The 25,866-nt window shown below is 72.7% G+C and carries 25 protein-coding genes and 2 riboswitches; of the genes, 5 read left to right on the top strand and 20 right to left on the bottom strand.

Going from position 1 to position 25,866, the window contains the following annotated elements:
* Positions 1 to 168: 168 nt before the first annotated feature.
* The 4 genes from groL to SA2016_RS05280 all read right to left on the bottom strand — a co-directional run bounded on the left by groL (position 169) and on the right by SA2016_RS05280 (position 4,343).
* A complete protein-coding gene (gene groL, locus SA2016_RS05295; RefSeq protein ID WP_066496194.1) occupies positions 169 to 1,797 on the bottom strand; it encodes a chaperonin GroEL in 1,629 nt (542 codons plus the stop codon).
* Between the two features lie 234 nt (positions 1,798 to 2,031).
* On the bottom strand, positions 2,032 to 3,282 hold the full coding sequence (locus SA2016_RS05290; protein ID WP_066496189.1) for an ABC transporter substrate-binding protein: 1,251 nt from the start codon (positions 3,280 to 3,282) through the stop codon (positions 2,032 to 2,034).
* A complete protein-coding gene (locus SA2016_RS05285) occupies positions 3,279 to 3,935 on the bottom strand; it encodes a LytR C-terminal domain-containing protein (protein WP_066496187.1) in 657 nt (218 codons plus the stop codon). Before SA2016_RS05285 ends, SA2016_RS05290 begins: the two co-directional genes overlap by 4 nt.
* Before the next feature lie 48 nt (positions 3,936 to 3,983).
* Complete coding sequence (locus SA2016_RS05280) at positions 3,984 to 4,343, bottom strand: DUF3263 domain-containing protein (RefSeq protein ID WP_066496186.1); 360 nt, start codon at positions 4,341 to 4,343, stop codon at positions 3,984 to 3,986.
* Between the two features lie 87 nt (positions 4,344 to 4,430).
* Here SA2016_RS05280 and SA2016_RS05275 point away from each other — a divergent pair, with 87 nt between their 5' ends.
* Together SA2016_RS05275 and SA2016_RS05270 are read left to right on the top strand one after the other, a co-directional pair.
* Positions 4,431 to 5,207: a uracil-DNA glycosylase gene (locus SA2016_RS05275; protein ID WP_371326657.1), complete on the top strand. Its 777-nt coding sequence runs from the start codon at positions 4,431 to 4,433 to the stop codon at positions 5,205 to 5,207.
* Positions 5,208 to 5,286: 79 nt separating this feature from the next.
* Positions 5,287 to 6,168: a siderophore-interacting protein gene (locus SA2016_RS05270; RefSeq protein WP_066496184.1), complete on the top strand. Its 882-nt coding sequence runs from the start codon at positions 5,287 to 5,289 to the stop codon at positions 6,166 to 6,168.
* Here the strand turns inward: SA2016_RS05270 and SA2016_RS05265 are convergent.
* Together SA2016_RS05265 and SA2016_RS05260 are read right to left on the bottom strand one after the other, a co-directional pair.
* Positions 6,165 to 7,937: a threonine/serine exporter family protein gene (locus SA2016_RS05265; RefSeq protein WP_244932830.1), complete on the bottom strand. Its 1,773-nt coding sequence runs from the start codon at positions 7,935 to 7,937 to the stop codon at positions 6,165 to 6,167. The two genes, SA2016_RS05270 and SA2016_RS05265, sit on opposite strands and share 4 nt — an antisense overlap.
* A 13-nt stretch (positions 7,938 to 7,950) precedes the next feature.
* Positions 7,951 to 9,069: a lipid II:glycine glycyltransferase FemX gene (locus SA2016_RS05260; RefSeq protein WP_066496183.1), complete on the bottom strand. Its 1,119-nt coding sequence runs from the start codon at positions 9,067 to 9,069 to the stop codon at positions 7,951 to 7,953.
* A 137-nt stretch (positions 9,070 to 9,206) separates the two neighbouring features.
* Between SA2016_RS05260 and SA2016_RS05255 the strand changes: the two genes are divergently transcribed.
* Positions 9,207 to 9,767: a type 1 glutamine amidotransferase domain-containing protein gene (locus SA2016_RS05255; protein WP_066496175.1), complete on the top strand. Its 561-nt coding sequence runs from the start codon at positions 9,207 to 9,209 to the stop codon at positions 9,765 to 9,767.
* Positions 9,768 to 9,856: 89 nt separating this feature from the next.
* Here the strand turns inward: SA2016_RS05255 and SA2016_RS05250 are convergent, their stop codons facing one another.
* From SA2016_RS05250 to SA2016_RS05190, 13 genes are all read right to left on the bottom strand, one after another.
* Positions 9,857 to 11,269, bottom strand: coding sequence for an L-serine ammonia-lyase (locus SA2016_RS05250; RefSeq protein ID WP_066496173.1), 1,413 nt, complete (start codon positions 11,267 to 11,269; stop codon positions 9,857 to 9,859).
* 69 nt (positions 11,270 to 11,338) lie between these two features.
* Positions 11,339 to 12,673 (bottom strand): serine hydroxymethyltransferase, encoded by a 1,335-nt coding sequence (gene glyA / locus SA2016_RS05245; RefSeq protein ID WP_066496168.1) that lies wholly within the window; start codon positions 12,671 to 12,673, stop codon positions 11,339 to 11,341.
* Positions 12,670 to 13,050: a glycine cleavage system protein GcvH gene (gene gcvH / locus SA2016_RS05240; protein WP_066496166.1), complete on the bottom strand. Its 381-nt coding sequence runs from the start codon at positions 13,048 to 13,050 to the stop codon at positions 12,670 to 12,672. The genes glyA and gcvH overlap by 4 nt, the downstream gene beginning before the upstream one ends.
* 58 nt (positions 13,051 to 13,108) lie before the next feature.
* A complete protein-coding gene (gene gcvT / locus SA2016_RS05235; protein ID WP_066496164.1) occupies positions 13,109 to 14,275 on the bottom strand; it encodes a glycine cleavage system aminomethyltransferase GcvT in 1,167 nt (388 codons plus the stop codon).
* Positions 14,276 to 14,308: 33 nt separating this feature from the next.
* A complete protein-coding gene (gene gcvP / locus SA2016_RS05230) occupies positions 14,309 to 17,200 on the bottom strand; it encodes an aminomethyl-transferring glycine dehydrogenase (RefSeq protein WP_066496162.1) in 2,892 nt (963 codons plus the stop codon).
* Between the two features lie 41 nt (positions 17,201 to 17,241).
* A riboswitch (glycine riboswitch) is annotated at positions 17,242 to 17,339 on the bottom strand.
* Between the two features lies 1 nt (position 17,340).
* Positions 17,341 to 17,439: riboswitch (glycine riboswitch) on the bottom strand.
* 235 nt (positions 17,440 to 17,674) lie between these two features.
* Positions 17,675 to 18,136 carry an SRPBCC family protein gene (locus SA2016_RS05225; protein WP_066496161.1) on the bottom strand — a complete coding sequence of 154 codons (462 nt, stop codon included), beginning with the start codon at positions 18,134 to 18,136 and terminating at the stop codon, positions 17,675 to 17,677.
* Positions 18,133 to 18,489 carry an ArsR/SmtB family transcription factor gene (locus tag SA2016_RS05220; RefSeq protein ID WP_066496150.1) on the bottom strand — a complete coding sequence of 119 codons (357 nt, stop codon included), beginning with the start codon at positions 18,487 to 18,489 and terminating at the stop codon, positions 18,133 to 18,135. Before SA2016_RS05220 ends, SA2016_RS05225 begins: the two co-directional genes overlap by 4 nt.
* 94 nt (positions 18,490 to 18,583) lie before the next feature.
* Complete coding sequence (locus tag SA2016_RS05215) at positions 18,584 to 18,772, bottom strand: hypothetical protein (protein WP_066496145.1); 189 nt, start codon at positions 18,770 to 18,772, stop codon at positions 18,584 to 18,586.
* A 143-nt stretch (positions 18,773 to 18,915) separates the two neighbouring features.
* Positions 18,916 to 19,632 (bottom strand): hypothetical protein, encoded by a 717-nt coding sequence (locus tag SA2016_RS05210; RefSeq protein WP_066496142.1) that lies wholly within the window; start codon positions 19,630 to 19,632, stop codon positions 18,916 to 18,918.
* A gap of 97 nt (positions 19,633 to 19,729) precedes the next feature.
* Positions 19,730 to 20,341 (bottom strand): GNAT family N-acetyltransferase, encoded by a 612-nt coding sequence (locus SA2016_RS05205; protein ID WP_066496139.1) that lies wholly within the window; start codon positions 20,339 to 20,341, stop codon positions 19,730 to 19,732.
* 64 nt (positions 20,342 to 20,405) lie between these two features.
* The gene (locus tag SA2016_RS05200; protein ID WP_084249331.1) at positions 20,406 to 22,949 is read right to left on the bottom strand and encodes a Tex family protein; all 2,544 of its coding nucleotides are present in this window, start codon (positions 22,947 to 22,949) and stop codon (positions 20,406 to 20,408) included.
* Entirely contained in the window at positions 22,946 to 23,809 is an 864-nt protein-coding gene (locus SA2016_RS05195) for a metal-dependent hydrolase (RefSeq protein ID WP_066496136.1), read from the bottom strand. Before SA2016_RS05195 ends, SA2016_RS05200 begins: the two co-directional genes overlap by 4 nt.
* Positions 23,810 to 23,867: 58 nt before the next feature.
* Positions 23,868 to 24,119, bottom strand: coding sequence for a hypothetical protein (locus SA2016_RS05190; RefSeq protein WP_066496134.1), 252 nt, complete (start codon positions 24,117 to 24,119; stop codon positions 23,868 to 23,870).
* A gap of 83 nt (positions 24,120 to 24,202) precedes the next feature.
* On the opposite strand from SA2016_RS05190, the gene SA2016_RS05185 reads away from it, so the two are divergent.
* Positions 24,203 to 24,829, top strand: coding sequence for an L-threonylcarbamoyladenylate synthase (locus SA2016_RS05185; RefSeq protein WP_066496133.1), 627 nt, complete (start codon positions 24,203 to 24,205; stop codon positions 24,827 to 24,829).
* On the opposite strand, the gene SA2016_RS05180 is transcribed toward SA2016_RS05185, so the two are convergent.
* Positions 24,826 to 25,290: a GatB/YqeY domain-containing protein gene (locus SA2016_RS05180; RefSeq protein ID WP_066496132.1), complete on the bottom strand. Its 465-nt coding sequence runs from the start codon at positions 25,288 to 25,290 to the stop codon at positions 24,826 to 24,828. The genes SA2016_RS05185 and SA2016_RS05180 overlap by 4 nt on opposite strands.
* 108 nt (positions 25,291 to 25,398) lie before the next feature.
* On the opposite strand from SA2016_RS05180, the gene SA2016_RS05175 reads away from it, so the two are divergent.
* A complete protein-coding gene (locus SA2016_RS05175; protein ID WP_066496131.1) occupies positions 25,399 to 25,866 on the top strand; it encodes a hypothetical protein in 468 nt (155 codons plus the stop codon).

Below are 25,866 nucleotides of genomic sequence, written 5' to 3'. Positions count from 1 at the left end.
CCGCCCGGGCTGAACGGCCAGTGGGCCCCGGCCCTCACTCCTGGAACGCCGACGGCGGGGCCCCCACCGAAGTGGGGACCCCGCCGTCGTCCATCAGAGCCGTCGCGTACCCGAAAGGGCAGAACCGCGACGAGATCTGTACCCGAAACGGGTGGGGAGGCTAGCGGATCAGAAGCCGCCCATGCCGCCCATGTCGTCGCCGCCGGGCATGGCCGGGGCGGCCTTCTCCGGCTTGTCGGCCACGACGGCCTCGGTGGTGAGGAACAGGCCGGCGATCGAGGCGGCGTTCTGCAGCGCAGAGCGGGTCACCTTGACCGGGTCGTTGACGCCGGCGGCCAGGAGGTCCTCGTACACGCCGGTGGCGGCGTTGAGGCCGTGGCCGGCGGGCAGGCCGCGGACCTTGTCCGCGACGACGCCCGGCTCGAGGCCGGCGTTGAAGGCGATCTGCTTCAGCGGGGCCTCGATGGCGACCTTGACGATGTTGGCGCCGGTGGCCTCGTCACCCTCGAGGTTGAGGTTGGCGAACGCCTTGGCGCCGGCCTGGATGAGGGCCACGCCACCGCCGGCGACGATGCCCTCCTCGACGGCAGCCTTCGCGTTGCGGACGGCGTCCTCGATGCGGTGCTTGCGCTCCTTGAGCTCGACCTCGGTGGCCGCGCCCGCCTTGATGACGGCCACGCCGCCGGCGAGCTTGGCGAGGCGCTCCTGGAGCTTCTCGCGGTCGTAGTCCGAGTCGGAGTTCTCGATCTCGGCGCGGATCTGGGACACGCGGCCGGCGATCTGCTCGGCGTCGCCGGCACCCTCGACGATCGTGGTCTCGTCCTTGGTCACGACGACCTTGCGGGCCTTGCCGAGCAGGTCGAGCGTGGCGTTCTCGAGCTTGAGGCCGACCTCCTCGGCGATGACCTGGCCACCGGTGAGGATCGCGATGTCGGTGAGCATGGCCTTGCGGCGGTCGCCGAAGCCCGGGGCCTTGACGGCGACGGACTTGAAGGTGCCCTTGAGCTTGTTGACGATGAGCGTGGCCAGGGCCTCGCCCTCGACGTCCTCGGCGATGATGAGGAGCGGCTTGTTGGCCTGCATGACGCGCTCGAGGACCGCGACGAGGTCCTTCACCGAGGAGATCTTGGAGTTCACGATGAGGATGTAGGGATCCTCGAGGACCGTCTCCTGGCGCTCGGCGTCGGTGACGAAGTACGCGGAGAGGTAGCCCTTGTCGAAGCGCATGCCCTCGGTGAGCTCGAGCTCGAGGCCGAAGGTGTTGGACTCCTCGACGGTGATGACGCCCTCCTTGCCCACCTTGTCGAGGGCCTCGGAGATGAGCTCGCCGATCTGGGTGTCGCCGGCGGAGATGGACGCGGTGGCCGCGATCTCCTCCTTGGTCTCGATCTCCTTGGCGGACTCGAGCAGTGCGGCCGTGACGGCGTCGACGGCCTTCTCGATGCCGCGCTTGAGCGAGAGCGGGTCGGCGCCGGCGGCGACGTTGCGGAGGCCTTCCTTCACGAGGGCCTGGGCGAGGACGGTGGCGGTCGTGGTGCCGTCGCCAGCGACGTCGTCGGTCTTCTTGGCGACCTCCTTGACGAGCTCGGCGCCGATCTTCTCGTACGGGTCGTCGAGCTCGATCTCCTTGGCGATGGAGACGCCATCGTTGGTGATCGTGGGGGCGCCCCACTTCTTCTCGAGGACGACGTTGCGGCCGCGCGGGCCGAGGGTGACCTTGACAGCGTCGGCCAGCTGGTTCAGGCCGCGCTCGAGGCCGCGACGGGCCTCCTCGTCGAATGCAATGATCTTGGCCATGACGGCTTGAGGTCCTTTCGGGACGTGTGTGTCGGTAGGCCACCTGCTGCAGCGCCCGCGACGGCCGGCGGCGGCCCCCGTTCCCACGGCGGCCTACGCCTCACCCCAGCGAGGTGATCCTGCCCCCGCGACCACACCGCTTTAGCAGTCTGGACGCCGGAGTGCTAGGTCCATAATTAGCACTCACCCACCCCGAGTGCAAGCGCAGGCGAGCCTGTACGCCCGGCGCGAAGGCTATCGCGCGACCGTGACGTCGCCGTCCCGGACGGGCTGGTTGTCGGCGCCGTAGGTGAAGGCCATGAAGCGGGCGGTGGTGACGTCGCCGTGCTCGTCGAAGCTGATCGGCCCGGACTGGCCCTCGTAGTCCACGGGCGTCCCCTTGGCCTGCAGCGCGAGGCAGGCTGGAAGCCCGGTGCACTTCTGGCGGTTCCCCTCCATGGCACCGGCCACGTCCCCGCCCGAGACGTCGATGAGCTTGGAGGCGATGGAGGCCCCGCCGTCGTCCTTCGCGGCGCCCGCGGCGAGGATCGCGAGCGAGGCCGCGTCGTAGGCCTCGCCGGCGAAGGTCAGGTCCTTCAGGTCCGGCGCATGCTCGAGGAGGTCGGCCTGGAACTCGGGGGTCGGGTACACCCCGGGAACGAGCGCGCGGGCGCCGTCGAGCGCATGGTCGGCGAGGGCCGAGCCGTAGCGGCCGTAGACGCCGCTCGAGAGCAGGAGCTTCGAGCCCGGGACCCCGGCGTCCGCCACGCTCGCGAGGATCGCCTGGCCGTCGCCCTGACCGATGACGAGGACCGCGTCGGCACCCTTCGCCGCAGCGGCGGCGGCCCCGGCGGAGTGCCCGGTGAACTCGGCGCTGCCGGACTCGGCCACGCCCGCGGCGCGGGCGGCCGCCGAGGCGGCGTCCGCCTCGGCCTTCCCGTGGTCGCCGGCCTGATGGAGGACCGCGATGCGCTTCGCCCCGGACCGCCGGGCGAGCTCCACGAGGGCGGCCCCCTCGGCGCCCTCCGGTGCCGAGGTGCGGAAGTAGAACCCGCCGCTGCGGTAGCCGGTCAGTGCGGCGGCCCTGTTCGCCGGCGAGATGAGCGGGACCTTGGCCTTCGAGAGCACGTCGATCGCGGCGGGCGCGCGGCTCGAGTCTGTCGGGCCGATCACGGCGTCGGCGCCGGTCTGGGCCAGGCGGCGGGACTCGGCGGCGGTGTCCGACCCGGGCTGGACCGGGAGCAGTTCCACGGGCTTGCCGCCGTAGCCGCCCGCGGCGTTCGCCTGCTGGACGGCGAGGACCACGGCGGCCCGCTGGGCGTCGTTGAGGTACGCCGAGTCGCCGGTCGAGTCGAGGAGGAGGCCGAGGCGCAGCACGCCGTCCCCGGATGGCGAAGGGTGGGCGGTGCGGGCCTCGCCGGTGGCACCGCACGCGGTGGCGGACAGGCCGAGGGCGAGGACCCCGGCGACCGCCGCGGCCCTGGCCTTCGGTGCCCGCCTGCTCACCCGGTGTACCCGGGTCCGATCACCACGGCGAGCGGCAGCCCGAGCGCGGGAGCCTGGAGGACCGTCCGGACGCCGACCGCGGCCGCGAGGGCCTGCGCCGAGGCGGCGTCCGCGGCCGAGCGGTAGTAGACGACAGGGCCGTCGACGGGGGCGCCGCTCCAGTTGCCGACGGTGGAGACGGACCACCCGGCCGCGCGCGCGGTGGCCGCGACCCGGTTGCCCAGGCCCGCGGTGGAGGTCGCGTTGTAGACGCCCACCTCGAGGGACGGGTCGGCTCCGGCCGAGGCCGTGGGGGTGGCGGTGGGGGTGGCGGTGGGGGTGGGGGTGGCGGTGGGGGCCGCGGGCGAGGACGCCTGGCTCGGGGCCGCGGACGGCTTCCCCTGGGCGGAGGCGCTCGGCGCGGCGGACGCTGCGGGCGAGGTGGCGGCGGACGCGGCCGCAGGCTGGCCGGAGAGGCCCAGCCGCGGCAGCACGAAGAAGGACACGGCGCCGATGACGAGGGCGAGGATGCCGGCGGCGAGGATCCACCGCAGCCCCCGGCCGGAGGGGCTGGGTCCGTCGTCCGGGACGCTCTCGTCACGGGTCCGGTGCACACCCTGCCGGCGCGGCGCCTCGGGGACAGCGTCGAATTCGTCGCGGGGATAGGTGTTCATGCGTGCGTCAGGTCCTTGTCGGTGGCCGGCTGGGGACGGCGCGCAGCGTCAGGCGCCGCCGCCGAGCCGGCGGGCAGTGCGCGCGCGCTGCCGCGACGTCCTCAGTCTACGCAACCGCTTGACCAGCATCGGATCGTGCGCCAGCGCGTCCTCGGTGTCGATGAGGGCGTTGAGCAGCTGGTAGTAGTGGGTCGCGGAGAGGTCGAACAGCTCGCGGATGGCCTGCTCCTTGGCGCCGGCGTACTTCCACCAGCCGCGTTCGAGGGCGAGCATCTGGATCTCCCGCTCGGTCAGTCCCCCGGCCGGACGGCCCGCCTGGGTGTCCTCCTGCTCGGCGGACGCGGGCGCGGGCCCGTGGTCGACGGCGTCGTCGAAGGCATGGGCGTGGTGTGCTGCTGCTGACGACATGGCTTCCAGTTTAAGCGGGAACTACAGCTCTGTCATTCTCCGCCCGGGGCGCGCCGCCCCGGCATCTCTGGCACACTGGCTCGCGTGATGGACGCCGAACCGCTCTTCGACCTGCCCGAGGCCTCCGGCGGCCCGGACGCGGGCGGCGAGGCGCCGGCGTCGTGCGCCGAGGACGCCCGCACCCTCGAGGCGATGTCCGCCGCGCCGCTGGCGGACCTCGTCCACCCCGACTGGGTCCCCGCGCTCTCGGCCTGTGAGCCGACGCTCCGCTCGGCCCTGCGCGCCCTCGCCGCGGAGGCCCACGACGGCGGCTGCATCCTCCCGGCCCCGTCGCGCCTGCTGCGGGCGTTCAGCCGGCCCCTGGGCGAGGTCAGGGTCCTCGTGCTGGGCCAGGACCCCTACCCCACACCCGGCCACGCGATCGGGCTCTCGTTCGCGTGCAGCCCCGCGGTGAGCCCGCTCCCGCGCAGCCTCGCGAACATCTTCCGCGAGCTCTCCGCGGACCTCGGCGTCCCGGCGCCCGCCACGGGCGACCTCTCCCGGTGGGCCGACGAGGGGGTCCTGCTGCTGAACAGGGTCCTCTCGGTGCGCGCCGGCGCCGCGGGGTCGCACCGGCGGCTCGGATGGGAACGCGTCACCGACGCCGCCGTGCGCGCCGTCGCCGAGCGCGGCGCGCCCCTCGTGGCCATCCTCTGGGGCAGGGACGCCCAGTCGGTGGTGCCCCTGCTGGGGACGACGCCGGTCGTCGCCTCCGCGCACCCCTCGCCGCTGAGCGCCTCCCGGGGGTTCTTCGGCTCTCGGCCGTTCAGCCGGGCCAACGAGCTGCTCGCGGCGCAGGGGGCTGCGCCGGTGCGCTGGGCGTAGGGCGCTCCGGCAGCCCCGTCTCGTGTGAGGGGCGTCATGTGCCGCGGGAGGCGCGCGGGCGGCCGGTAGTCTGGGCGGCATGACTTCGCCAGCAGAGGGGGCGGCCCAGCCGGGCGCCCAGGCAGCAGCCCCCGCGGCCGCGCCGGCCCCGAGGACCCGCCCGACCCTCGACCTCGTGGTGGTGCGCACCGAGCAGCTGAGCCCGCATCTGGTCCGCGTGGTCGCCGGCGGCCCGGGATTCGCCGCGTTCGCGGACAACGGGTTCACGGACAAGTACGTCAAGATCGCCTTCCCGCACGCCCTGCCGGGCGGGGCCTGGCCCGAGGGCCCCGTGGACCTCGACGTCCTGAAGGCCTCGCTGCCGCGGTCCGCGTGGCCCGTGACCCGCACCTACACCGTGCGGTGGTTCGACGCCGCGGCCGGCGAGCTCGCCATCGACTTCGTGGTGCACGGCGACGAGGGCCTCGCGGGCCCCTGGGCCGCGGCGGCGCGCCCGGGCGACCGGCTCGTGTGCTCGGGCCCCGGCGGCGCCTACTCCCCCGATCCGGAAGCCGAGTGGCACCTGTTCGCGGGCGACGAGTCCGCCCTCCCCGCCGTCGCCGCGGCCCTCGAGGCGCTCCCCGCCGCCGCGCGGGGCCTCGCGTTCCTCGAGGTCGCCTCGGCCGAGGAGACCGTGGAGCTTCGGGCACCGGAGGGCGTGGAGGTCCGCTGGCTCTCCCGGGACGGCAGCCCGGCGGGCGAGACCCTGGTCCTTGCCGAGGCCGTGGCCGAGGCCGAGTGGCCGGAGGGGACGCCGAGCGTGTTCGCCCACGGTGAGCGCGGGGCCATGAAGGAGCTGCGCGCCGTCTTCAAGGAGCGCGGGGTGCCGCGCGAGAAGCTCTCCCTGTCCGGCTACTGGGCGCACGGCCGCGCCGAGGACCAGTTCCAGGCGGAGAAGAAGCTGCCGGTCGGCAAGGTCTAGCGGCGCCGGGACCGGCGGCGACGCTCGAGCGAGGTGGCGCTGCGGGTGAAGGGGCGCGCGAGGTTGTCTCCGAGCACCACGCCGGCCGCGGCGGCCAGGATGATCGCCATGGCCGTGAGCATCCCGCCGGCGCCGGCCGTGATCTGCGAGGCGTCCACGGTCGCCACGTACATCGAGCGGAAGATCGTCAGGCCGGGCAGCAGGATGAGGGCGGCCGGGACCGCGACGACGAGCTGGGGCGCCCCGAGCCGCAGCGCCACGATCCGTGCCAGGAAGCCCATGACCACGGCGGAGGCGGCCGGGGCGAGCCGGTCCCCGACCCCGAGGAGCCCCACCCCCGTCAGTGCGAGGTAGCCGACGACGCCGACCGCCGCGGTGGGCAGCACGAGGCGTCGGGACGTCTGCTCGGTGACCGCGATCGCCGCCACCGAGGCGCCGATCATCAGCACCTCCACCGGGTAGGGGTACGCGGCAGGGAAGGTCTCCGTGACGTTGATCCGGGCGATGCCGAGCATCTCCCCCACCGCCGAGGCGACGGCGATGCCGGCCACGAGCGCGGCGAACGTCAGGAAGGCCGAGAGGTACCGGCCCGCGGCGGTCACGGGGAAGCCGTTGATCGCGTCCTGCGTCGCCGAGACGAGCCGGGCCGTCGGCAGCAGCAGCAGGATGCCCCCCACCACCACGATCGCGGGCGCGATGGGCAGGTGCACGGCGAAGAGCATCAGGGCGATGATCGTCACGAGGAACGAGCTGGCCATCGTGACGAAGAAGTCCGGCACGCGCCACCGGCCGAGGACCCGCCACACGAGCGAGACGAGCAGGTTGGAGCCGAACGCGATGAGCGAGGCCAGCTGGCCGCCGCCGAGCACGCCCACGAAGAGCGCCGCGAACATGCCGAACGCGACCGTGACGGACCACTTGGGGAAGGGCTTGGCCCGCCGCGCGATCCCCTGGAGCCGGCGCGAGGCCTCGTTCAGCCCCACGCCCCCGGCCGCGATCTCGGTCACGAGCTGGTGCACGAGCACGAGCCCGGCGTAGTTGCTCGTCCACGAGCGCACCACGCGCAGCAGGGTGCTCGGGGTGCCGTCCTTGGGGGCGTGGTTGATGGCCACCGACTGGTTGGTGATGTCCACCTCGACGTGGCGGAGCCCGAGGGCGGTGGTGACGGCGATCATGGACGTCTCCACCTCGAGCGCGCCGGCGCCGTAGCGGAACATGGTCTCGGCGAGCTCGAGGGCGAAGTCGAGCGTGCGCCGCTCCGACTCGTGGGCGCCGGCCGGGATGGTCGGGTTCGCGTAGGGGCTGCCGGCGAGGCGCTCCACGAGGCTCATCGGCGCCGTGGGCGGGTTCTCGCCGCGCATGAGCCGCGCGAGCACGCGCTTGGCCGCGGCGTTGGCGCGGACCTGCGAGGCACTGATCTGCTGGGTCGCCGGGGGCACCGCTCCGGGCGCGGGCTCGACCGGCTCCGGGACGGTCGGGGCCACCTGCTGCGCCTGCGTGACCCCGGCGGGGGCCGGGACGGACGACGGCGGCGGCCCGGCCGGCGTCGTCCGCTCACCGAGGGCGGGGCCCGCGGCGGGGGCGGCATCGGCGGTGGGGCCGGACTCGGCCGCGGCCGCAGGGCCGGTGGCGGCGCCGGTGGGCGCGGTGGTGAACGCCACCGGCGTGATCTGGGGAATGGTGCCCGCGGGGATGTCCCCATGGGCGTCGTAGCCGTCCGCGCCCTCGTCCCGAGTCACGCCGTGGGCGCCGTGCTCCGCGTCAGCCATCAGAGACGTCGGATCAGTAGAACTGCTGGCCGGTGCGGCGCGTGTAGAGCTGCCGTGCCACGCGCTCACCCGCGCTGGCCCACGCCCTGTAGCGCAGCGGGTCGATCACGAAGTCCCAGCAGCCCACGAAATCGGTCACCGTCTTGGTGAAGGAGGTCTTGAACAGGCCGAGCCCGTGGAACGGGTGGGAGGTGTCCTTGAGGCGGTCCGCGGGAGGGGTGCCGCAGAAGTCGTACTCGACGCAGCCGAGCTCCTTCGCCTTCAGGATGGCCGTCCACTGCACCAGGTGCGAGTCTCCGTACTGGGTGCGCTGCTGGAGGGAGCCGCCGTCCTTGTAGGTGCCCTTGCGGCCGTAGTTGATCACGAACGCGCCCACGGAGGGGCGTCCGTTCTCGTAGACGAAGTAGAGCCGGCCCTGCCCCCGCCGGGTGAACTCGGTCCAGAACTGGCGGTAGTACTCGAAGCCGCGCACCCGCGCGCCGGTGTTCGACTTCGCGTTCAGCGTCCCGGTCATGAGCGCGTGCATGGTCCGGTAGTTCTCCAGGGTCGGCTCGGCCTCGACGACCTCGACGCCTTCCCGCTCGGCGCGGCGCACGGCGTTGCGGCCGCGGGAGTGCAGGCTCTTGAGCACGAGCCGGGGCTCGGGGCTGATGTCCAGGATCGCGGTCGAGTCGTTGGGCTGGAGGTTGGGCACCTTGACGAGTCCGGCGCCGGCGAGGGCGGCGCGAGCCTCCTCCGAGTCGACGATGTCCGGCTCGATCTTGACGGCGAACACGCCCAGCCGCTCGCGCGCCACGAACTCCTTGATCGCGGCGAGGGCCGCGGGGACCTCCTCGATCCCGGCGACGTCCGGGCCCTTGATGAGGTACCAGAACCGGCCCAGCAGGGGGATCGACTTCTCGAGGACAAGGTTGTAGCTGGGGCGTGCTTCTTCGCTGGCGCCGACCGGATCGAGCACGAGGTGGCGCACCTTCCAACCGAAGTTCGCCTTGACCGCGGCGAAGGCCTCCGACTGCAGCAGGTTCCCGCCGTTCGGGTTCGCGGTGACGTGCTCGTCCCAGTGGGCGATTTCCTCCTCGTGGGCGAACCGTGCGGCGTAGCGAGCGGCGGTGCGGGCGGAGAGGGTGGTCACTGTAGGGGGGTCCCTTCGATCGCAGAAGCGGGCCCTGCCAGTCTAGCCAGTGGGCGGGCGGGGCCGGGCCACCGGGGTGCGTCCCGGTGGGCGGCCGGGGCCGTTTGCCCCGGCGCGCCGCGGGGAAACTGCTGGGCATGGCACACAACATCACAGGCAAGAAGGTCGCGTTCCTCCTCACCAATGGTGTGGAGCAGGCAGAGCTCACGGAGCCGTGGAAGGCCGTCGAGCAGGCTGGGGGCCAGCCCGTCCTGGTCTCCCCCGAATCGGGCACGATCACCGCGATGAAGGGCGACTGGGACCACGCTGACTCGTTCCCGGTGGACGTCCCGCTCGCCGAGGCCCGCGTCGAGGACTTCGACGCGCTCGTGCTGCCGGGCGGCACGGTCAACGCGGACACCATGCGGCTCGAGAAGGACGCCGTGCAGCTCGTGCGCGGGTTCGCCGAGGCCGGCAAGCCGATCTCGGCGATCTGCCACGCACCGTGGATCCTCATCGAGGCCGGGCTCGTGGAGGGCCGCCGCATGACCTCCTACGCCTCCCTCGAGAGCGACCTGAAGAACGCGGGCGCGGACTGGGTCGACGAGGAGGTCGTGACGGACCGCGGCCTCACCACCTCGCGCAACCCCGGTGACCTCGAGGCCTTCTGCGCGAAGATCCTCGAGGAGGTCTCCGAGGGCCGCCACGACGAGCTCTGAGGCCTCGGCACGGCCACGCACAGGGGCGCCCCTCGAGGAGGGGCGCCCCTGTGGCGTGTGCGGCCGCAGTCAGCGCTCCACGGCCGCGGTCAGCACTCCACGACGTTGACGGCGAGGCCGCCCATCGCGGTCTCCTTGTACTTGTGGCTCATGTCCCTGCCGGTCTCGCGCATGGTCACGATCACCTCGTCGAGGGAGACGCGGTGCGTGCCGTCGCCCCAGAGCGCCATCTTGGCGGCGTTGATGGCCTTCGCCGCCGCGATCGCATTCCGTTCGATGCACGGCACCTGCACGAGGCCGCCGATCGGATCACACGTGAGGCCGAGGTTGTGCTCCATGGCGATCTCGGCCGCGTTCTCGACCTGGGCCGGCGTGCCGCCCATGACCTCGGCCAGGCCGGCGGCGGCCATCGACGACGCCGACCCCACCTCGCCCTGGCAGCCCACCTCCGCGCCGGAGATCGAGGCCTGCTCCTTGTACAGGACGCCGACGGCGCCGGCGGCGAGCAGGAACTTCACCACGACCTCGTCCTTGTCCTCCTGCGTGGCCTTGTCCATGCCCGGGGCATAGTTGAGGGCGTAGTACAGGACCGCGGGGATGATGCCGGCGGCGCCGTTCGTGGGGGCCGTCACCACGCGGCCGCCGGAGGCGTTCTCCTCGTTGACGGCCAGGGCGATGAGGTTCACCCACTCCTGCCAGTACTTGGCGTCGCGGTCCTTGTCCTCCTTCAGGAGCCGCTCGTGCCAGTCCGGCGCGCGGCGGCGCACCTTGAGGCCGCCTGGCAGCAGGCCCTCGCGCTTGAGGCTGGACTCGACGCAGGCCTCCATGACCGCCCAGATGTGCAGCAGGCCTTCACGGATCTCTTCCTCGGAGCGGGAGGCCTTCTCGTTCACGAGCATGATGTCGCTGATCGACAGCCCCTTGGAGGAGCACCGGCCGAGCAGCTCGGCCGCCGTCCGGAAGGGGAACGGGAGCTCCTTCTTGGACTCCTCGAGCTCCTTGCGGGCGGTGTCCTCCTCGCCCTCGCGGACAATGAAGCCGCCGCCCACGGAGAAGAACGTCGCCTCGTGCAGCGGGGCCGCTGAACCATCGGGGCCCGGGGCCCCGAAGACCTGGAACTTCATCCCGTTGGTGTGCCGAGGCAGCACCGTGAGCGGGTGGAGGACCATCTCCTCGACCGAGTACTCGAGGACCTTGCCGCCGGCGAGATTCAGCTTGCCGGTCTCGGAGATCGAGGCGAGGCGCTCCTCGACCTGCTCGGGCAGGATCTCCTCGGGCTCGAAGCCCTCCAGGCCCAGGAGCACGGCGGTGAAGGTCCCGTGCCCGTGGCCGGTCGCCGCGAGGGAGCCGTACAGGTCAACCCGGAGGGAGGCGACTTGTTCGAGGAAGCCCTGCTCGCGCAGCTCTCGCGCGAACACCGCGCCGGCGCGCATGGGTCCCACCGTGTGGGAGCTGGACGGGCCGATGCCCACGGAGAACAGTTCGAAAACGCCGACTGCCATCGTCGGTGTCTCCTTCCTCGGAAAAAGGGTGACCGTGCGGGCCCGGGCGTGCCGGGCCCGCACGCGGGGTCATGCCAGGTCGGCGACCCCCGGGTAGAGCGGGTGTGCCGCCGCGAGGGCGTCCACCCGTGCCTTCAGGCCGGAGAGGTCCTCGTCCGGGCCCGCGATGAGGGCCTCGGCGATGATGTCCGCGACCTCGCGGAAGGCTGCCTCGCCGAAGCCGCGGGTCGCGAGCGCCGGGGTCCCGATGCGCAGGCCGGAGGTCACCATCGGCGGGCGCGGGTCGAACGGGACGGCGTTGCGGTTGACCGTGATGTCGATGGCCGCGAGGCGGTCCTCGGCCTGCTGGCCGTCCAGGGCGGCGTGGCGCAGGTCCACGAGGACCAGGTGCACGTCCGTGCCGCCCGAGACGACGCCGATGCCGGCGGCCCTGACGTCGTCGGCGGTGAGACGCTCGGCGAGGATCCTGGCGCCGGCGAGCACGCGCTCCATCCGCTCCTTGAACTCCTCCGAGGCGGCGATCTTGAACGCGACGGCCTTGCCGGCGATCACGTGTTCGAGGGGGCCGCCCTGCTGGCCCGGGAACACGGCCGAGTTGACCTTCTTGGCGATCGCGGGATCGTTGGTGAGGATGATCCCGCCGCGGGGCCCGGCCAGGGTCTTGTGGGTCGTGGAGGTCACCACGTGGGCGTGCGGCACGGGCGAGGGGTGCAGGCCCACGGCCACGAGGCCGGCGAAGTGCGCCATGTCCACCATGAGGTAGGCGCCGACAGAGTCGGCGATGCGGCGGAACTCGGCGAAGTCCAGCTGGCGCGCGTAGGCGGACCAGCCGGCGACGATGAGCTGGGGCCGGTGCTCCTCGGCCAGGCGGGCGACCTCGGCCATGTCGATCCGGTGGTCGTCCTCGCGGACCTGGTACGGGATGACGTTGTAGAGCTTGCCGGAGAAGTTGATCTTCATCCCGTGCGTGAGGTGGCCGCCGTGGGCCAGGTTCAGGCCCATGATCGTGTCGCCGGGCTTGATGAGCGCGTGCATCACCGACGCGTTCGCCTGGGCGCCCGAGTGCGGCTGGACGTTGGCGAACTCGGCGCCGAAGAGCGCCTTGGCCCGGTCGATCGCGAGCTGCTCGATGACGTCCACGTGCTCGCAGCCGCCGTAGTAGCGCTTGCCCGGGTACCCCTCGGCGTACTTGTTCGTCAGCACGGAGCCCTGGGCCTGCATGACCGCGACCGCGGTGTGGTTCTCGGAGGCGATCATCTCCAGGCCGCCCCGCTGGCGGGCCGCCTCGGCGTCGATGCGCTGGGCGATCTCAGGGTCGAGGGCGGCGAGGTCGGCGTCGAGCGAGGCGGAGCGCACCTGCTCGAACGCGGCGGTCCCGGCGCTCTGCACGGGTGCGGCGCTCACAGCTCGCCGCCGTTCTTGCCCGCGTACTCCTCGGCGCTCATGAGCGGGCCCTCCTCGGAGACCTCGACAGTGAAGAGCCAGCCGGCGCCGTACGGGTCCTCGTTGACCAGCGCGGGGTTGTCGATCGCCTCCTGGTTGACCTCGACGACGGTGCCCGAGACGGGCGAGTAGAGGTCGGAGACGCTCTTGGTGGACTCGATCTCGCCGCAGGTCTGCCCCGCGCTGACCGTGCTGCCGGCCTCGGGCAGGTCGAGGTAGACGACGTCGCCGAGGGCGTCTGCGGCGACCTGGGAGACGCCGATCTTCGCCGGGGCGGCGTCGGTGTCGAGCCATTCGTGCTCTTCGGAGTACCGGAGACCGGTCTGGACCTTGCTCATGGGCGGTGTTCCTGTTCTTCTCTGAAGGGAAATCGGTGGGGCGCGGGCGGCGCCGGGCCTACTTCTGGCGCTTGTAGAACGGCAGCGCGACAACCTCGAACGGCTCGGCCTTGCCGCGCAGGTCGGCGTCGAGGGCGGTGCCGACTTCCGCGTGCTCGATGTCCACGTAGGCCAGCGCGACGGGGTAGCCCAGGGTGGGGCTGGGCTGGCCGGAGGTCACCTCGCCGACCACCACGCCGTCCTTGAGGATCGGGTAGTGGGCGCGGGCGGCGCGGCGGCCCAGGCCCTTGAGGCCCACGAGGCGGCGGCCGCTCGTGGTGCCCTCGCCGGCGGCCTTCTTCGCCTCGAGCGCTGCCCGGCCCACGAAGTCGCCCTCCTTGGACGTGAGGGCGACGACGCCGCCCAAGCCCGCCGAGAACGGGGAGCCCTCGCGGGAGAGCTCGTTGCCGTAGAGCGGCATGCCGGCCTCGAGGCGGAGCGAGTCGCGGGCGGCGAGGCCGCACGGGATGAGGCCATGGGCCTGGCCCGCCTCGCGCAGTGCCGCCCAGAGCTGGGCCGCGAGCTCGTTGCCGACGAACAGCTCAAAGCCGTCCTCGCCCGTGTAGCCGGTGCGGGCCAGGAAGACGGGCACGCCCGCGATGGTCGCCTCGATGCCGGCGTAGTACTTGAGCTGGCGGATGTCCTCGTGGTCCTCGGAGCCGGCCACGGAGAGCAGGATCGCCTCGGCGTTCGGGCCCTGGACCGCAATGAGGGAGGTCTCGGCCGAGGCGTCGCGGAGGGCGACGGCGCCGGCCGCCGCCCCGGCGTCGGCCGCGGTGAACGCCTCGAGACGGGAGGCGAGCTCCGCCGCGACGGTGGCCGCGTTGCCCGCGTTGGGGACGACGAGGAAGTCCTCCTCCGCCACGCGGTAGACGATGAGGTCGTCGATGATGCCGCCGTCCTCGGCGCAGATGAGCGAGTACTTGGCCTTGCCCACCGCGATCGCGGAGAGCTTGCCCACGAGGGCGTAGTCGAGGAACGCGGCGGCGCCGGGGCCGGTGGCCCAGACCTCGCCCATGTGGGAGAGGTCGAACAGGCCCGCGGCGTCGCGGACGGCGCGGTGCTCTGCGAGCTCCGAGCCGTACTTGAGCGGCATCTGCCAGCCGCCGAAGTCGGTGAACGCGGCGCCGAGCGCCGCGTGCTCGGCGTAGAGAGCGGTGCGCTTCTCGGTGGTGGTCTCAGTCATGGCAGTCTCCTAGCGGTTCTCCGGCGTGCTCTCTCAGTCCTCGAACGCATCGAGGGGAGGGCACGCGCACACGAGGTTGCGGTCGCCCGCTGCCCCGTCGATCCGGCCGACGGGGGCGAAGTACTTGTCCTGCGTGCGGACCTTGCCGGGGAACGCCGCCTGCTCGCGGGTATAGGGGCGGTCCCACTCGGTCGAGACCACGGCGGCGGCCGTGTGCGGGGCGCGGCGCAGCGGCGACTCGGCCACGGCGAATTCGCCCGCGCCCACCTGGTCGATCTCGGCGCGGATGGCGATCATCGCGTCGATGAAGCGGTCGATCTCGCCGAGGTCCTCGGACTCGGTCGGCTCGACCATGAGCGTGCCGGCCACCGGGAACGCGAGCGTCGGGGCGTGGAAGCCGTAGTCGATGAGGCGCTTGGCCACGTCCTCCGCCGTCACGCCGGTCTTGGCGGTGAGCTCGCGGAGGTCGAGGATGCACTCGTGGGCCACGAGGCCGCCCTCGCCCGTGTAGAGGACGGGGAACGAGGAGTCGAGGCGCTTGGCGATGTAGTTCGCCGCGAGCAGCGCGGACTTCGTGGCCTCGGTGAGCCCCTCGCCGCCCATGAGCTTCACGTAGGCCCAGGAGATGGGCAGGACGCCGGCCGAGCCGAAGCGCGAGGCCGAGACGGGCACTCCGTGCTCGCCGGGGCCGCCCTGCCACGCCGCGGCGTCGCCGGGCATGAACGGGGCGAGGTGGGCGCGGGCCGCGACCGGGCCGACGCCGGGGCCGCCGCCGCCGTGCGGGATGCAGAACGTCTTGTGCAGGTTCAGGTGCGAGACGTCCCCGCCGAACTTCCCGGGCTGGGCCAGGCCGACCAGCGCGTTCATGTTGGCCCCGTCGATGTAGACCTGGCCGCCGGCGGCGTGGACCAGCTCGCACACCTCGCGCACGTCGGCGTCGTAAACCCCGTGCGTGGAGGGGTAGGTGATCATGATCGCCGCGAGGCTCTCCCGGTTGGCCTCGATCTTGGCCTCGAGGTCCGCGTGGTCGATGGTCCCGTCCGCGGCGGTGGCCACGACGACGACCTTCATGCCGGCCAGGACGGCGGAGGCCGCGTTGGTGCCGTGGGCCGAGGCCGGGATGAGGCAGACGTCGCGCTGCGCCTCACCGCGGGAGTGGTGGTAGCCGCGGATGGCGAGCAGGCCGGCGAGCTCGCCCTGAGAGCCCGCGTTGGGCTGAATCGAGACCTGGTCGTAGCCGGTGATCGCGGCGAGGTCGGCCTCGAGGCCGGCGATGAGCTCGCGCCAGCCCGCGGTCTGGGAGTCCGGCGCGAAGGGGTGGATGCCCGCGAACTCGGGCCAGGTGATGGCCTCCATCTCGACCGTGGCGTTGAGCTTCATGGTGCACGAGCCGAGGGGGATCATGGTGCGGTCGAGCGCGAGGTCGCGGTCGGAGAGCCTGCGCAGGTAGCGCAGCATCTGGGTCTCGGAGCGGTAGGCGTGGAACACCGGGTGCGTGAGGTAGGAGCTCGTGCGCACGGCCGGGGTCTCGATCGCGAAGGCCGCCGCCTCGCTGCTTGCGTGCGCGTCGAGGCCGTCTCCGGCAGCGCCGGCGCCGAAGACGCCCGCGACGGTGGCGACGTGGTCCGCCGTCGTGGTCTCGTCGCACGAGATGCCCACGGTGTCGGCGTCGACGAGGCGCAGGTTCACGCCGGCCTTCTCGGCCTTGTCCACGATCGCGGCGGCGCGGCCGAGCACACGGGCGGTCACGGTGTCGAAGAAGCTGCGGTGGGCCACCTCCACGCCGGCACTTTCGAGGGCGGCGGCGAGGGAGCGGGCGTGGGCGTGGGTGCGCTCGGCGATGGCCTTGAGGCCCTCGGGGCCATGGTAGACGGCGTACATCGAGGCGACGATGGCGAGGAGGGCCTGCGCGGTGCAGATGTTCGAGGTGGCCTTCTCGCGGCGGATGTGCTGCTCGCGGGTCTGGAGCGCGAGGCGGTAGGCGGGGACACCGGCGTCGTCCTTCGACACGCCGACGAGGCGGCCGGGAAGCTGCCGCTCGAGGCCCTTGTGGACGGACATGAAGGCGGCGTGGGGGCCGCCGTAGAAGAGCGGGACGCCGAAGCGCTGGGCGCTGCCGACCGCGATGTCGGCCCCCTGCTCCCCCGGGGACTTGATGAGCGTGAGGGCGAGCAGGTCGGCGGCGACCGTGACCATGGCGCCGCGCTCCTTGGCCTCGGCGATGAGCCCCGTCGCGTCGGCCACCAGACCGGACGCGCCCGGCTGCTGGAGGACGATGCCGTTGATCGGCCCCTCGGGCAGGCCCGCGGACAGGTCCGCGACCTCGACCTCGAAGCCGAGCGCCTCGGCGCGGCCCTTGACGATCGCGATCGACTGCGGGAAGAGGTCGGCGTCGAGGACGGTCTTGCCGCCGGCGGCCGCCTTGTTCTTGTTGGCGCGGCGCATGAGCAGCACGGCCTCGACCACGGCGGTGGCCTCGTCGAGGAGGGAGGCGTTGGCGATCTCGAGCCCGGTCAGGTCCTCGACCGCGGTCTGGAAGTTCAGGAGGGCCTCGAGCCGGCCCTGGGAGATCTCGGGCTGGTAGGGGGTGTAGGCCGTGTACCAGGCGGGGTCCTCGACGATGTTGCGGCGGATCACCGGCGGCGTCACGGTGTCGTAGTAGCCCTGGCCGATCATCTGGACGCGGGGGGTGTTCTTGCCGGCGAGCTCCCGCAGGGCGGCGAGCGCCTCGGGCTCGCTGAGGGCACGGCCGAGCTGGAGCGGCGCGTCCTGCTTGATGCTGTCCGGGACCGCCGCGGCCGCGAGGGCGTCGACGCTGTCGAGGCCCACGGCGTTGAGCATGTGCTTGATGTCTGCTTCGCGGCGGGCACCGATGTGCCGGTCGACGAAGGCTGCGGGGAAAAGGTCCGTCACGGGGAACTCCATCAATCAGGCCGGCCCGGCCGGGCTGGCTTTTGACTCCAGTTCCTCCCCGCTCTGTATGGGACCTGAGAGATTCCGCCGGATCGTATCCGGCTTGCACCGTCGGTGAACGTCCTGTGAAGGGCGCTGCTTTCCAGAGTTGCCTTGCCGCAGCGGTACAGGTGCCTGAGAGATTCCTGGGGAGGTGTTGCTCCTACGGCGCCTGCTTGCTCTTGCTCGCAGGACTCTCCCGCCGCAGATCAGAGGCTGTGTTCAGTTGTCGCCGCCCCACCGCGCGCGGACACGCGCAACTGGGGACTGCACACACCATTCTGCTATGCGGGAGGTCACAGGGGCAAATGCCTCGGGCCACATGGACGCCCCCGCTTCATCTGGGCGTCACCTCCTGGGAGCGGCCCCCAGGAGGTGACTCCCAGGACGTGACTTCCAGAAGGTGACCCGCAGGAGGTGACTCCCAGACGGGGCGCGGGGGGGGGGTCAGGCCCGGACGCGCCCGACGTACGCGGCCAGCTGGTCGAAGAGCATCCGCGTGCCCTGCTCGCGCAGGGCCGGGTCCTCGTGCCCATCGAGGTAGACGCCGTGCTCGGTGAGCGTCAGCAGGGTCCCCTCCCCCTCGGGCTCGAGCTCGAAGGTGGCGAGGGACACGGAGAGCTTCACCCCGCGGTGGTGCATCTCGTAGGTGTAGACGATGCGCTCGTTCGGCACGATGTCGTAGTAGTGCGCATAGAACTCGCTGCGGTCGCCGTCGGGCCCCTGGCCGATGTTCACCTCGCTGCCGCCGGGGCGGAAGTCGAGCGAGGCCTCGACCTGGGTCCAGTCGGCCGGGCCGGTGAACCACTGCTTCTTCTCCTCGAAGTCGGACAGCGCGGCGAACACCCGCTCGGGCGGCGCGGGCAGGGTGCGGGTGATGCTGAACGTGGACTGGAGCTGCTGGCTCATGGCTGTTCCTTCGGATCGGAGGCCTCGGAGAGGAAGGCCTCGAGACGGTCGACGGCGCGCTCCTGCGGCAGGCGCCGTGAGTGCAGCCAGGACTCGGCGGCACGGAGGCCGTCCGGGGCGAGGGTGCAGGTGCGCACGCGGCCGGACTTCGACGTCGTGATCAGCCGCGCTGCCTCGAGGACCGCGAGGTGCTGGACGACGGCGGGGAGGCTCACCCCGAGCGGGGCGGCGAGGGCGCTCACTGACGCGGGCCCTTCGCAGAGGCGGGTGACGATCGCCCTGCGGCGCTGATCGGAGAGGGCGTGGAACGCGGCGTCGAGCCGGCCCGCCTCCCCCTCCGAATACTTAATCATATACTTAAGTATCGGCGGACGCGCTGCGCCGTCAACCCCTGGGGACGCGAAAGGCCCCGATCCGACGGATCGGGGCCGTGCTGAAGCCGCTGTCTCAGCCGGCCAGGCGCGAATGGTCGCGGTGCAGCCGCTCCTGCGCCGCCTCAGTGGTATGCCTGATGCCCCGGAATGCGCCGAGCATCAGGGTCGCCCCGAAGAGCGCCACGACAGCCAGGGTGAACAGCAGCGCTCCCAGCGCCACGGTGCCGAAGAACACGGCAGTCTGAAGGTTGAACTCGAACATCGCTCCACTCGATCCGCGCCCCTCCCATAGGGGCCCACCACCTATTGTGAGGGCCCGCGATCCCCGGAATGGCGCGGATCAGGGCAGGGCCTGTGTGAATTCGGCCACACCCCTGCTGTCGGCGCCGGACGGGCGCCCGGGCCCTAGGGGCAGGAGCCTCCGTCGCCGCCCGTGGACACCGAGGCGCCGACTCCGAGGATGCCGATCTGGACCGTGGGCAGGCTCGTCGTCGGGTCGGGGCTGCACGTCGTCGGGGCCGGTGCCGGCCGCGTCGGGGAGCCGCCCCACGTCGGCGACGGGGCCGGCGCGGTCGGGGCCGGACGGGCGGGAGCGGAGGGGGCCGCCGCCGGCTGGGTGGAGGCGGACGACGGCGCGGGCGCGAGCGGGGCGGGGACGGGAGCCTGCCGCGCGGGGGCCTCGTACGGCGCCGGAGCCGGGGCGGCCGGCTGGGGCGGCCCGTCGGGCCGGGCCGCCCCGCTCGCCGCGGCGCTGGCGGTGGCCGGGGCGGAGGCCGAGGGCGCGGGCGTCGCGGAGGACGCCCGGACGGCCGGCACGGCACTGGACGGCGCGGCGGGCGGAATGCTGTCCTGCTGCGGCCCGTGCGCTGCGGCCTGGGGCGCGGGCCACGCCCCCGTGATGACGTGGAGCGAGAGCGCGGCGAGGGAGAGGAGCGAGGCAGCTCCCGCGCCCCAGACGGCGGCGGCCGGGACGACCGCCGCCCCCGCGGAGCGCGGCGCCCGGGACTTCCAGAACAGGGCCGTGCCGAGCACCAGGGCCGCGGCGGCGAGGACGAGCGCGGGCACCGTGGCCACGCCGAGGCCGACGAGGGCCACGCCCAGGGCCAGCACGATCGCGCGCATCGGCCGAACCCTCCCCTGCCCTGCCCGGCGTCGGGGAGCTGGTCCCCGCCTGCGCGCGGCGCGGGCAGCGACCGGCAGTTCGTCGGTCAGCACCTCGTCACGCTCCGCCATGGGCAGCCTCCCATTCCTCGCGCAGGATCCCGTACACGACCGCGTCGTACAGCTCTCCGCGGACCTTGCGCGCGTTCCGGTATCTGGCCTCGAGGGTGAACCCGAGCTTCTCCCCCACCCGGCACATGCCGGCGTTGCCGCTCCAGGTCGCGAAGTCGAGCCGGCCGCTGTCAGTGGAGGCGAAGAGGTAGCCGGTCCACAGCCGGAGGGCCTGGGTGCCGTAGCCCCCGGACCAGCGCGCCGGGTCGTAGACGGCCAGCCCGAGCCTGCGCCAGGGCAGCAGGGCCGTCCCGTCCTCAGACTCGGGGCCGGGCTTCTCCTCCCAGTACCAGGACACCTGCCCGACGAACTCTCCGGAGGCGGTGTCCACGATGGGGAGGTGCTCGCGCACGGCCGGCCACGCGCCGTCGTGCGCCCGGGCCAGCAGCCCGTCGCACCAGCCGTTGGCGCCCTCGGCTGTCCACCGCCCATAGAAGGGCCCGTCGTAGAGCTGCCACTCGTGCACCCCGGCGGCGGGCGGCACGATCCAGCGCCGCAGGCCCTCGACATCGTCCGGCGTCCAGTCCCGCAGGGCCACGCGGGAGCCATTCAAGGTCACGGGAAAATTCATCCGGACTACCCTACAGGCCGAGGCTGGGCGCCTTCCTCCCGCCGGGCCGGCATCAACGGGCGAGCCCGGCCCTCCTCAGGGCATCGGCCAGGGCCGTGTCGGCGGCCGGCTGGGCCTTCCCGCCCCGCTGGCCACCGCCGCCGTTCTGGCTTGAGCCGCGCTGGCCGCCGTTCTCGTTCCCCCCGCGCTGGCCGCCGCCGTTCTGGTTCCCGCCCCGCTGGCCACCGCTCTGGTTCCCCCCGCGCTGGCCGCCGCCGGGCGCACGACGCCGGTCCTCGCCGCCGCGCGCGGGCTTCCGCTCGCCCCGCTCGCCGCCCGGCTCGTCGTCCAGCCGCAGCGTCAGCGAGATGCGCTTGCGGGGAACGTCGACATCGAGGACCTTGACCTTGACCACCTGCCCGGACTGGACCACCTCGCGGGGATCCGAGATGAACTTGGTGCTCATCGCGGAGACGTGGACGAGGCCGTCCTGGTGGACTCCGAGATCCACGAACGCGCCGAAGGCGGCAACGTTGGAGACCGTGCCCTCGAGGATCATGCCGGGCCGGACGTCGTTGATCGTCTCGACGCCCTCCGTGAGCGAGGCGGTGACGAACTCGGGGCGCGGGTCGCGGCCGGGGCGGACCAGCTCGGTCATGACGTCGCGCACCGTGGGCAGGCCGAACCGCTCGTCCGCGAACTGCGAGGGGTCCAGGGTCGCCACTCGCTCCTTCGATCCCCCGGCTGCCCTGAGGATGCGGCCGGCCAGCCCGTAGGCCTCGGGGTGGACGGCGGAGGCGTCCAGCGGCTCGGAGCCGCCGGTGATGCGCAGGAAGCCCGCGCACTGCTCGAACGCCTTCGCGCCCAGGCGCGGGACCTTCTTCAGTTCCGCCCGGGAGGCGAAGACGCCGTGCGCGTCGCGGTACTCGACGATGTTGCGGCTCAGGGTCGGGCCCAGGCCGGCCACCCGTGCCAGCAGGGCGGGCGAGGCCGTGTTGACGTCCACCCCGACGGCGTTGACGCAGTCCTCCACCACCGCGTCGAGGGTGCGCTCGAGCTTGGACTGGGTGACATCGTGCTGGTACTGGCCCACGCCGATCGACTTCGGATCGATCTTCACGAGCTCGGCGAGCGGATCCTGGAGCCGGCGGGCGATCGAGACCGCACCGCGCAGGGAGACGTCGAGGTCGGGCAGCTCGGCGGAAGCCAGCGCGGACGCCGAGTAGACCGAGGCCCCGGCCTCCGAGACGATCACCTTGGAACCACGGGGAAGGCCGATCCGGGCCAGGAGGTCGCCCGCGAGCCGGTCCGTCTCGCGGCTCGCCGTCCCGTTGCCCACCGCCACGAGTTCGACGGTGTGCCGACGCGCGAGCTTCTCGAGGACGGCCAGCGACTCGTCCCACTTCTTCGCCGGGGCGTGCGGATAGACAGTGGCAGTGTCCAGGACCTTGCCCGTGCCGTCGACCACCGCGACCTTCACCCCGGTGCGCAGGCCGGGGTCGAGGCCCAGCACCGCCCGGTTGCCCGCCGGCGCCGCGAGGAGCACATCGCGGAGGTTGGCGGCGAACACCTTCACCGATTCTTCCTCGGCGGCATCGAACAGGCGCGCCCTGAGGTCGGACTCGAGCTTGGCCAGGAGCCGGCCCTGCCAGGCGACCTTGACGGTCTGCGCGAGCCATTTCCCGGCCGGGGTACCGGCAGCCGCCCGAACGCCGAGCGCCCGCGCCACGGCAGCCTCGTAGGCTGCCCGTGCCTCGGACCGGGCGGCCTCGTCGCGCGGATCGGCCTCGGCAATCTCGAGCGCCAGGGCCCCCTCGCGCTCGCCGCGCAGCAGGGCGAGGACCCGGTGGCCGGGCAGCGCATCGACGGGGTGCACGTAGTCCTCGAAGTCCGCGTACTTGCCCTCGGCTGAGGCTGCGGCACCACCGGACTTTGCAGCAGAGCGCAGCCGACCGCCGCGGAAGAGCCGCTCGCGGAGGTCGGCCACGAGCGCGGCGTTCTGGCCGGCACGCTCGGTGAGGATCGCGCGGGCGCCGGAGAGCGCCTCGGCGGCGCCGGTGATGCCCTTCTCCTCGTTCAGGAAGGACTCGGCGAGGGCGTCGAGATCTTGGGAAGGGTCGGCGAGGATCGAGTCCGCGAGGGGCTCGAGGCCTGCCTCCCTGGCCATCTGTGCGCGGGTGCGCCGCTTCGACTTGTACGGGAGATAGAGGTCCTCGAGCTCCGACTTCGTCGTGGCGGCGAGCAGTGCCGACTGCAGCTCCTCCGTGAGTGCACCCTGCTCCGCGATCGCGGAGAGGACCGCACGGCGGCGGTCCTCGAGCTCGCGCAGGTAGCGCAGCCGCTCCTCGAGGTCGCGCAGCTGGGCGTCGTCGAGGGTGCCCGTGGCCTCCTTGCGGTACCGCGCGATGAACGGCACGGTCGCGCCGCCGTCGAGCAGACCGACCGCGGCCTTCACCTGCCAGGGCGCCACGCCGAGCTCGGCGGCGATCGTCCGGGCGATCGCCTCGGCCGTCTCCTCCTCCCCCGGGAGGCTGGGCAGGGCAGGGGACGGCTGGGACAGGGAAGTCTCGGTGCTCACGGTTCTACTGTGCCCTATCCGTCCGACAGCCGTCGTCATCGGCCGCCCACCCCCCACGTGGCAATGGCCCACAGGACTCCCGGACGGCCGAGGTCCACGAGCGAGGTCACGACCCCGACGATCGCGTAGACGCTCACGGGGACCAGCATGAGCCATTCCCTCCAGGATCCTGCGTCGCCGAGGACGGGGATGCTCAGATGGCCGCCGCGCCGCCAGATCCAGCGGATGACGGGGGTCTTGTGCATGAACTTCGGCCGGCGGAAGCGGAACGGCCAGATGAGGTTGCAGCCCCCGGTCGTGAGGAGGTCACCGGCGATATGGACCGCGCTCCCGATGCCCACGGCCAGCGGGAACCAGTCCTGCTCGTCCGGGGCGCACAGGGCCACGAAGACGGCCAGCGGCACGGCCAGGATCCAGGGCAGCTTCTGGACGCCGTCTGGCAGGATGCCGAGCACCTTGGCCGCGAAGGAGACCAGGAGCAGCGACACGAGTCCGGCACCCAGGTAGACGGTCCCCCACAGGGGCGTCTGGAGGGTCCAGTGCCCGGCGAACCACGCCAGCGTGACGAAGCCGGCGATGCCCACGAGCGAATGCGTGCCGTTGCGGTGGCCGCCGGCGATCGCCCCGATCCCCGCGCACACCGCGTTCGAGACGGGCGGGAGTGACTGGGCGATCGTTGCGCTGCGGTGGTCGGCGTCGGGCAGGAGGGCCGCTCCCGCCGTGACGAGCGCGCCGACGACGACGCCGACCGGGGAGGCCTCGAACAGCGGCCAGCCGAGGTCGAAGGCGACGTGGCCGAGGCCGAGCGGCGCGGTGGCCGCGGAGAGGTCGAAGTGGACACGGGTGGTCAGCGCGACCCAGGCTGCTGCGCCACAGGCCGCGTGGTGGGGCCCCATCATGCTGCGGGACCCTCCCGTCGGAGACGGGACGGTGGAACGGTCGTGCTCACAGGACGGCTCAGGCCTCGCAGGAGGCGCAGGCGCCGGCGTCGAGGTCCGTGTCGGCGAGCACCGCGCCGCAGTCACGGCACCACGCACGGGCGGCGAGGTCCGTGCAGTCCGCGCAGCGGTGCTCCTCGGACTCCGCGAGGGCGCTCCCGCACTCGGCGCAGTCGTCCTCGCGCCTCGGGGCCGGACGGGCAGGGTCGAGGGGGTGGGGACCGGTTCCGTGGAGGCCCGGGACCGGCGTCAGGACCGTTGCTGTGCTCATGATTCGAGGCTAGGCAGGGGGTCCGACATTTCTCGCACACGGCCTCGGAGAGTTGCGGATTGGGCAGGCGTAGGCTGGCGGGCATGGCGAGATTCTTCGACGTGCACCCCGTGGACCCGCAGCCTCGGGCCATCAGCCAGGTCGTGCAGATCCTGCGCGACGGCGGACTCATCGCGTACCCCACGGACTCCTGCTACGCGCTCGGGGCGATGATGGGCAACCGCGAGGCGCTGGAACGGATCCGGCAGATCCGGCACCTCGACGACAAGCACCACTTCACCCTCGTGTGTGCGGAGTTCGCCCAGCTCGGGCAGCTCGTCGAGATGCCCAATGACGTCTTCCGGGCCATCAAGGCCGTCACGCCGGGGCCCTACACCTTCATCCTCCCGGCCACGCGGGAGGTGCCCAAGCGCATGCTCCACCCCAAGAAGAAGTCCGTGGGGGTGCGCATCCCGGACAACGCCGTGGTGCGCGCCCTGCTCCGGGAGCTCGACGAGCCGCTGCTGTCCTCGACTCTCCTTCTGCCTGGGGAGGAAGACCCGCTCACGGACGGCTGGGAGATCAAGGAGCGGCTCGACACTGTGGTCGACGCGGTAATCGACGCCGGCGAATGCGGCTCCGAACCGACCACGGTGGTGGACTTCACCTCGGGCGCCGCCGAGGTCGCCCGCTACGGGGCAGGGGACGCGAGCCGGTTCGAAGAGGCCTAGGCCAGCCTCGACCGCACGATCTCGCTGACGGCCTTGCCGTCGAACCGGCCTGCGACGGCGGCGGTGACGGGCTTCATGACCTGGCCCATCTGCCGCATGGACAGCTCGGCGCCGTGGGCCCTGAGCGCGGCGATGGCGTCGTCGACGATGCCCTCGACCTCTTCCCGGGTGAGCGGCTGCGGCAGGTACGCCTCGATGACCTCGGCCTCGGCGACCTCCGCCGCGGCGCGGGCGTCCTCGCCGGCCCCGGCGTAAATCTCGGCGGTCTCGCGCCGCTTGGAGGCCTCCTTCTGCAGCAGCGAGGTGACCTGCGCGTCGTCGAGCGTCACCGGAGTCTTGCCGGACTTCTCCCGCGTCTCGATCTCGCCGAGGACGTTGCGCACCGTGGTGAGCGCGGTCCGGTCGCCGGACTTCATATGGGTGACGAGGTCGGCCTGGAGCCGCTCCTTGAGCGTGGACATGGGGCACCTTCTCCTGGGGACGTCATGGAATGCGGCGCGGGTGCGCACCACCCGCCTGCCTCAAGGGTAGGTGCTCCTACACTGGAGGGAGGCGAGCAGGAGGCTCCCGTGGGACGCAGGCACTACAGGGTCCGGCACCGGCGGCGCATCGGCCAGAACCGGAGCGCCCTCGTTGCCCCACGGCCCACGCCCGCCCGGGACGAGCCGCAGCCGGTCCTCGAATGGGCGGCCCTGAGGAGGGTGCGTCCGCTCCCCCTCGCCGCCCTCGTGCTCCGGTGGCTCCTTGTCGCGGCCCTCTGCCTGGCCGTGCTCGACGTCGCCCGGGCCGGCGGCGTGCCGATCGTGCTCATCGTCCTCGTCTGGACCTGGAGCGCGGCCGTGCGGGGACGCCGCCGGGACGGCCGCCGCACCGGGGACCGGGCCCGCCCGGAGGTCCCGGCCGCCCGGCACCCATCGCACGCAGCACCCGCCCGGCCGCCATCGCCCGCCCGACCCCCAGCCCCGGAGGGTCCGCCCCGGGGCAGCCCCTACGACCTCGAGACGTACCTGCGGCGGCTCGGCGAGGACCACCGATGA

Source organism: Sinomonas atrocyanea, assembly GCF_001577305.1.
Lineage (GTDB): Bacteria > Actinomycetota > Actinomycetes > Actinomycetales > Micrococcaceae > Sinomonas > Sinomonas atrocyanea.
Note: the sequence above shows the minus strand (reverse complement) of the source record. Positions and strands in the feature narration are given on the sequence as shown.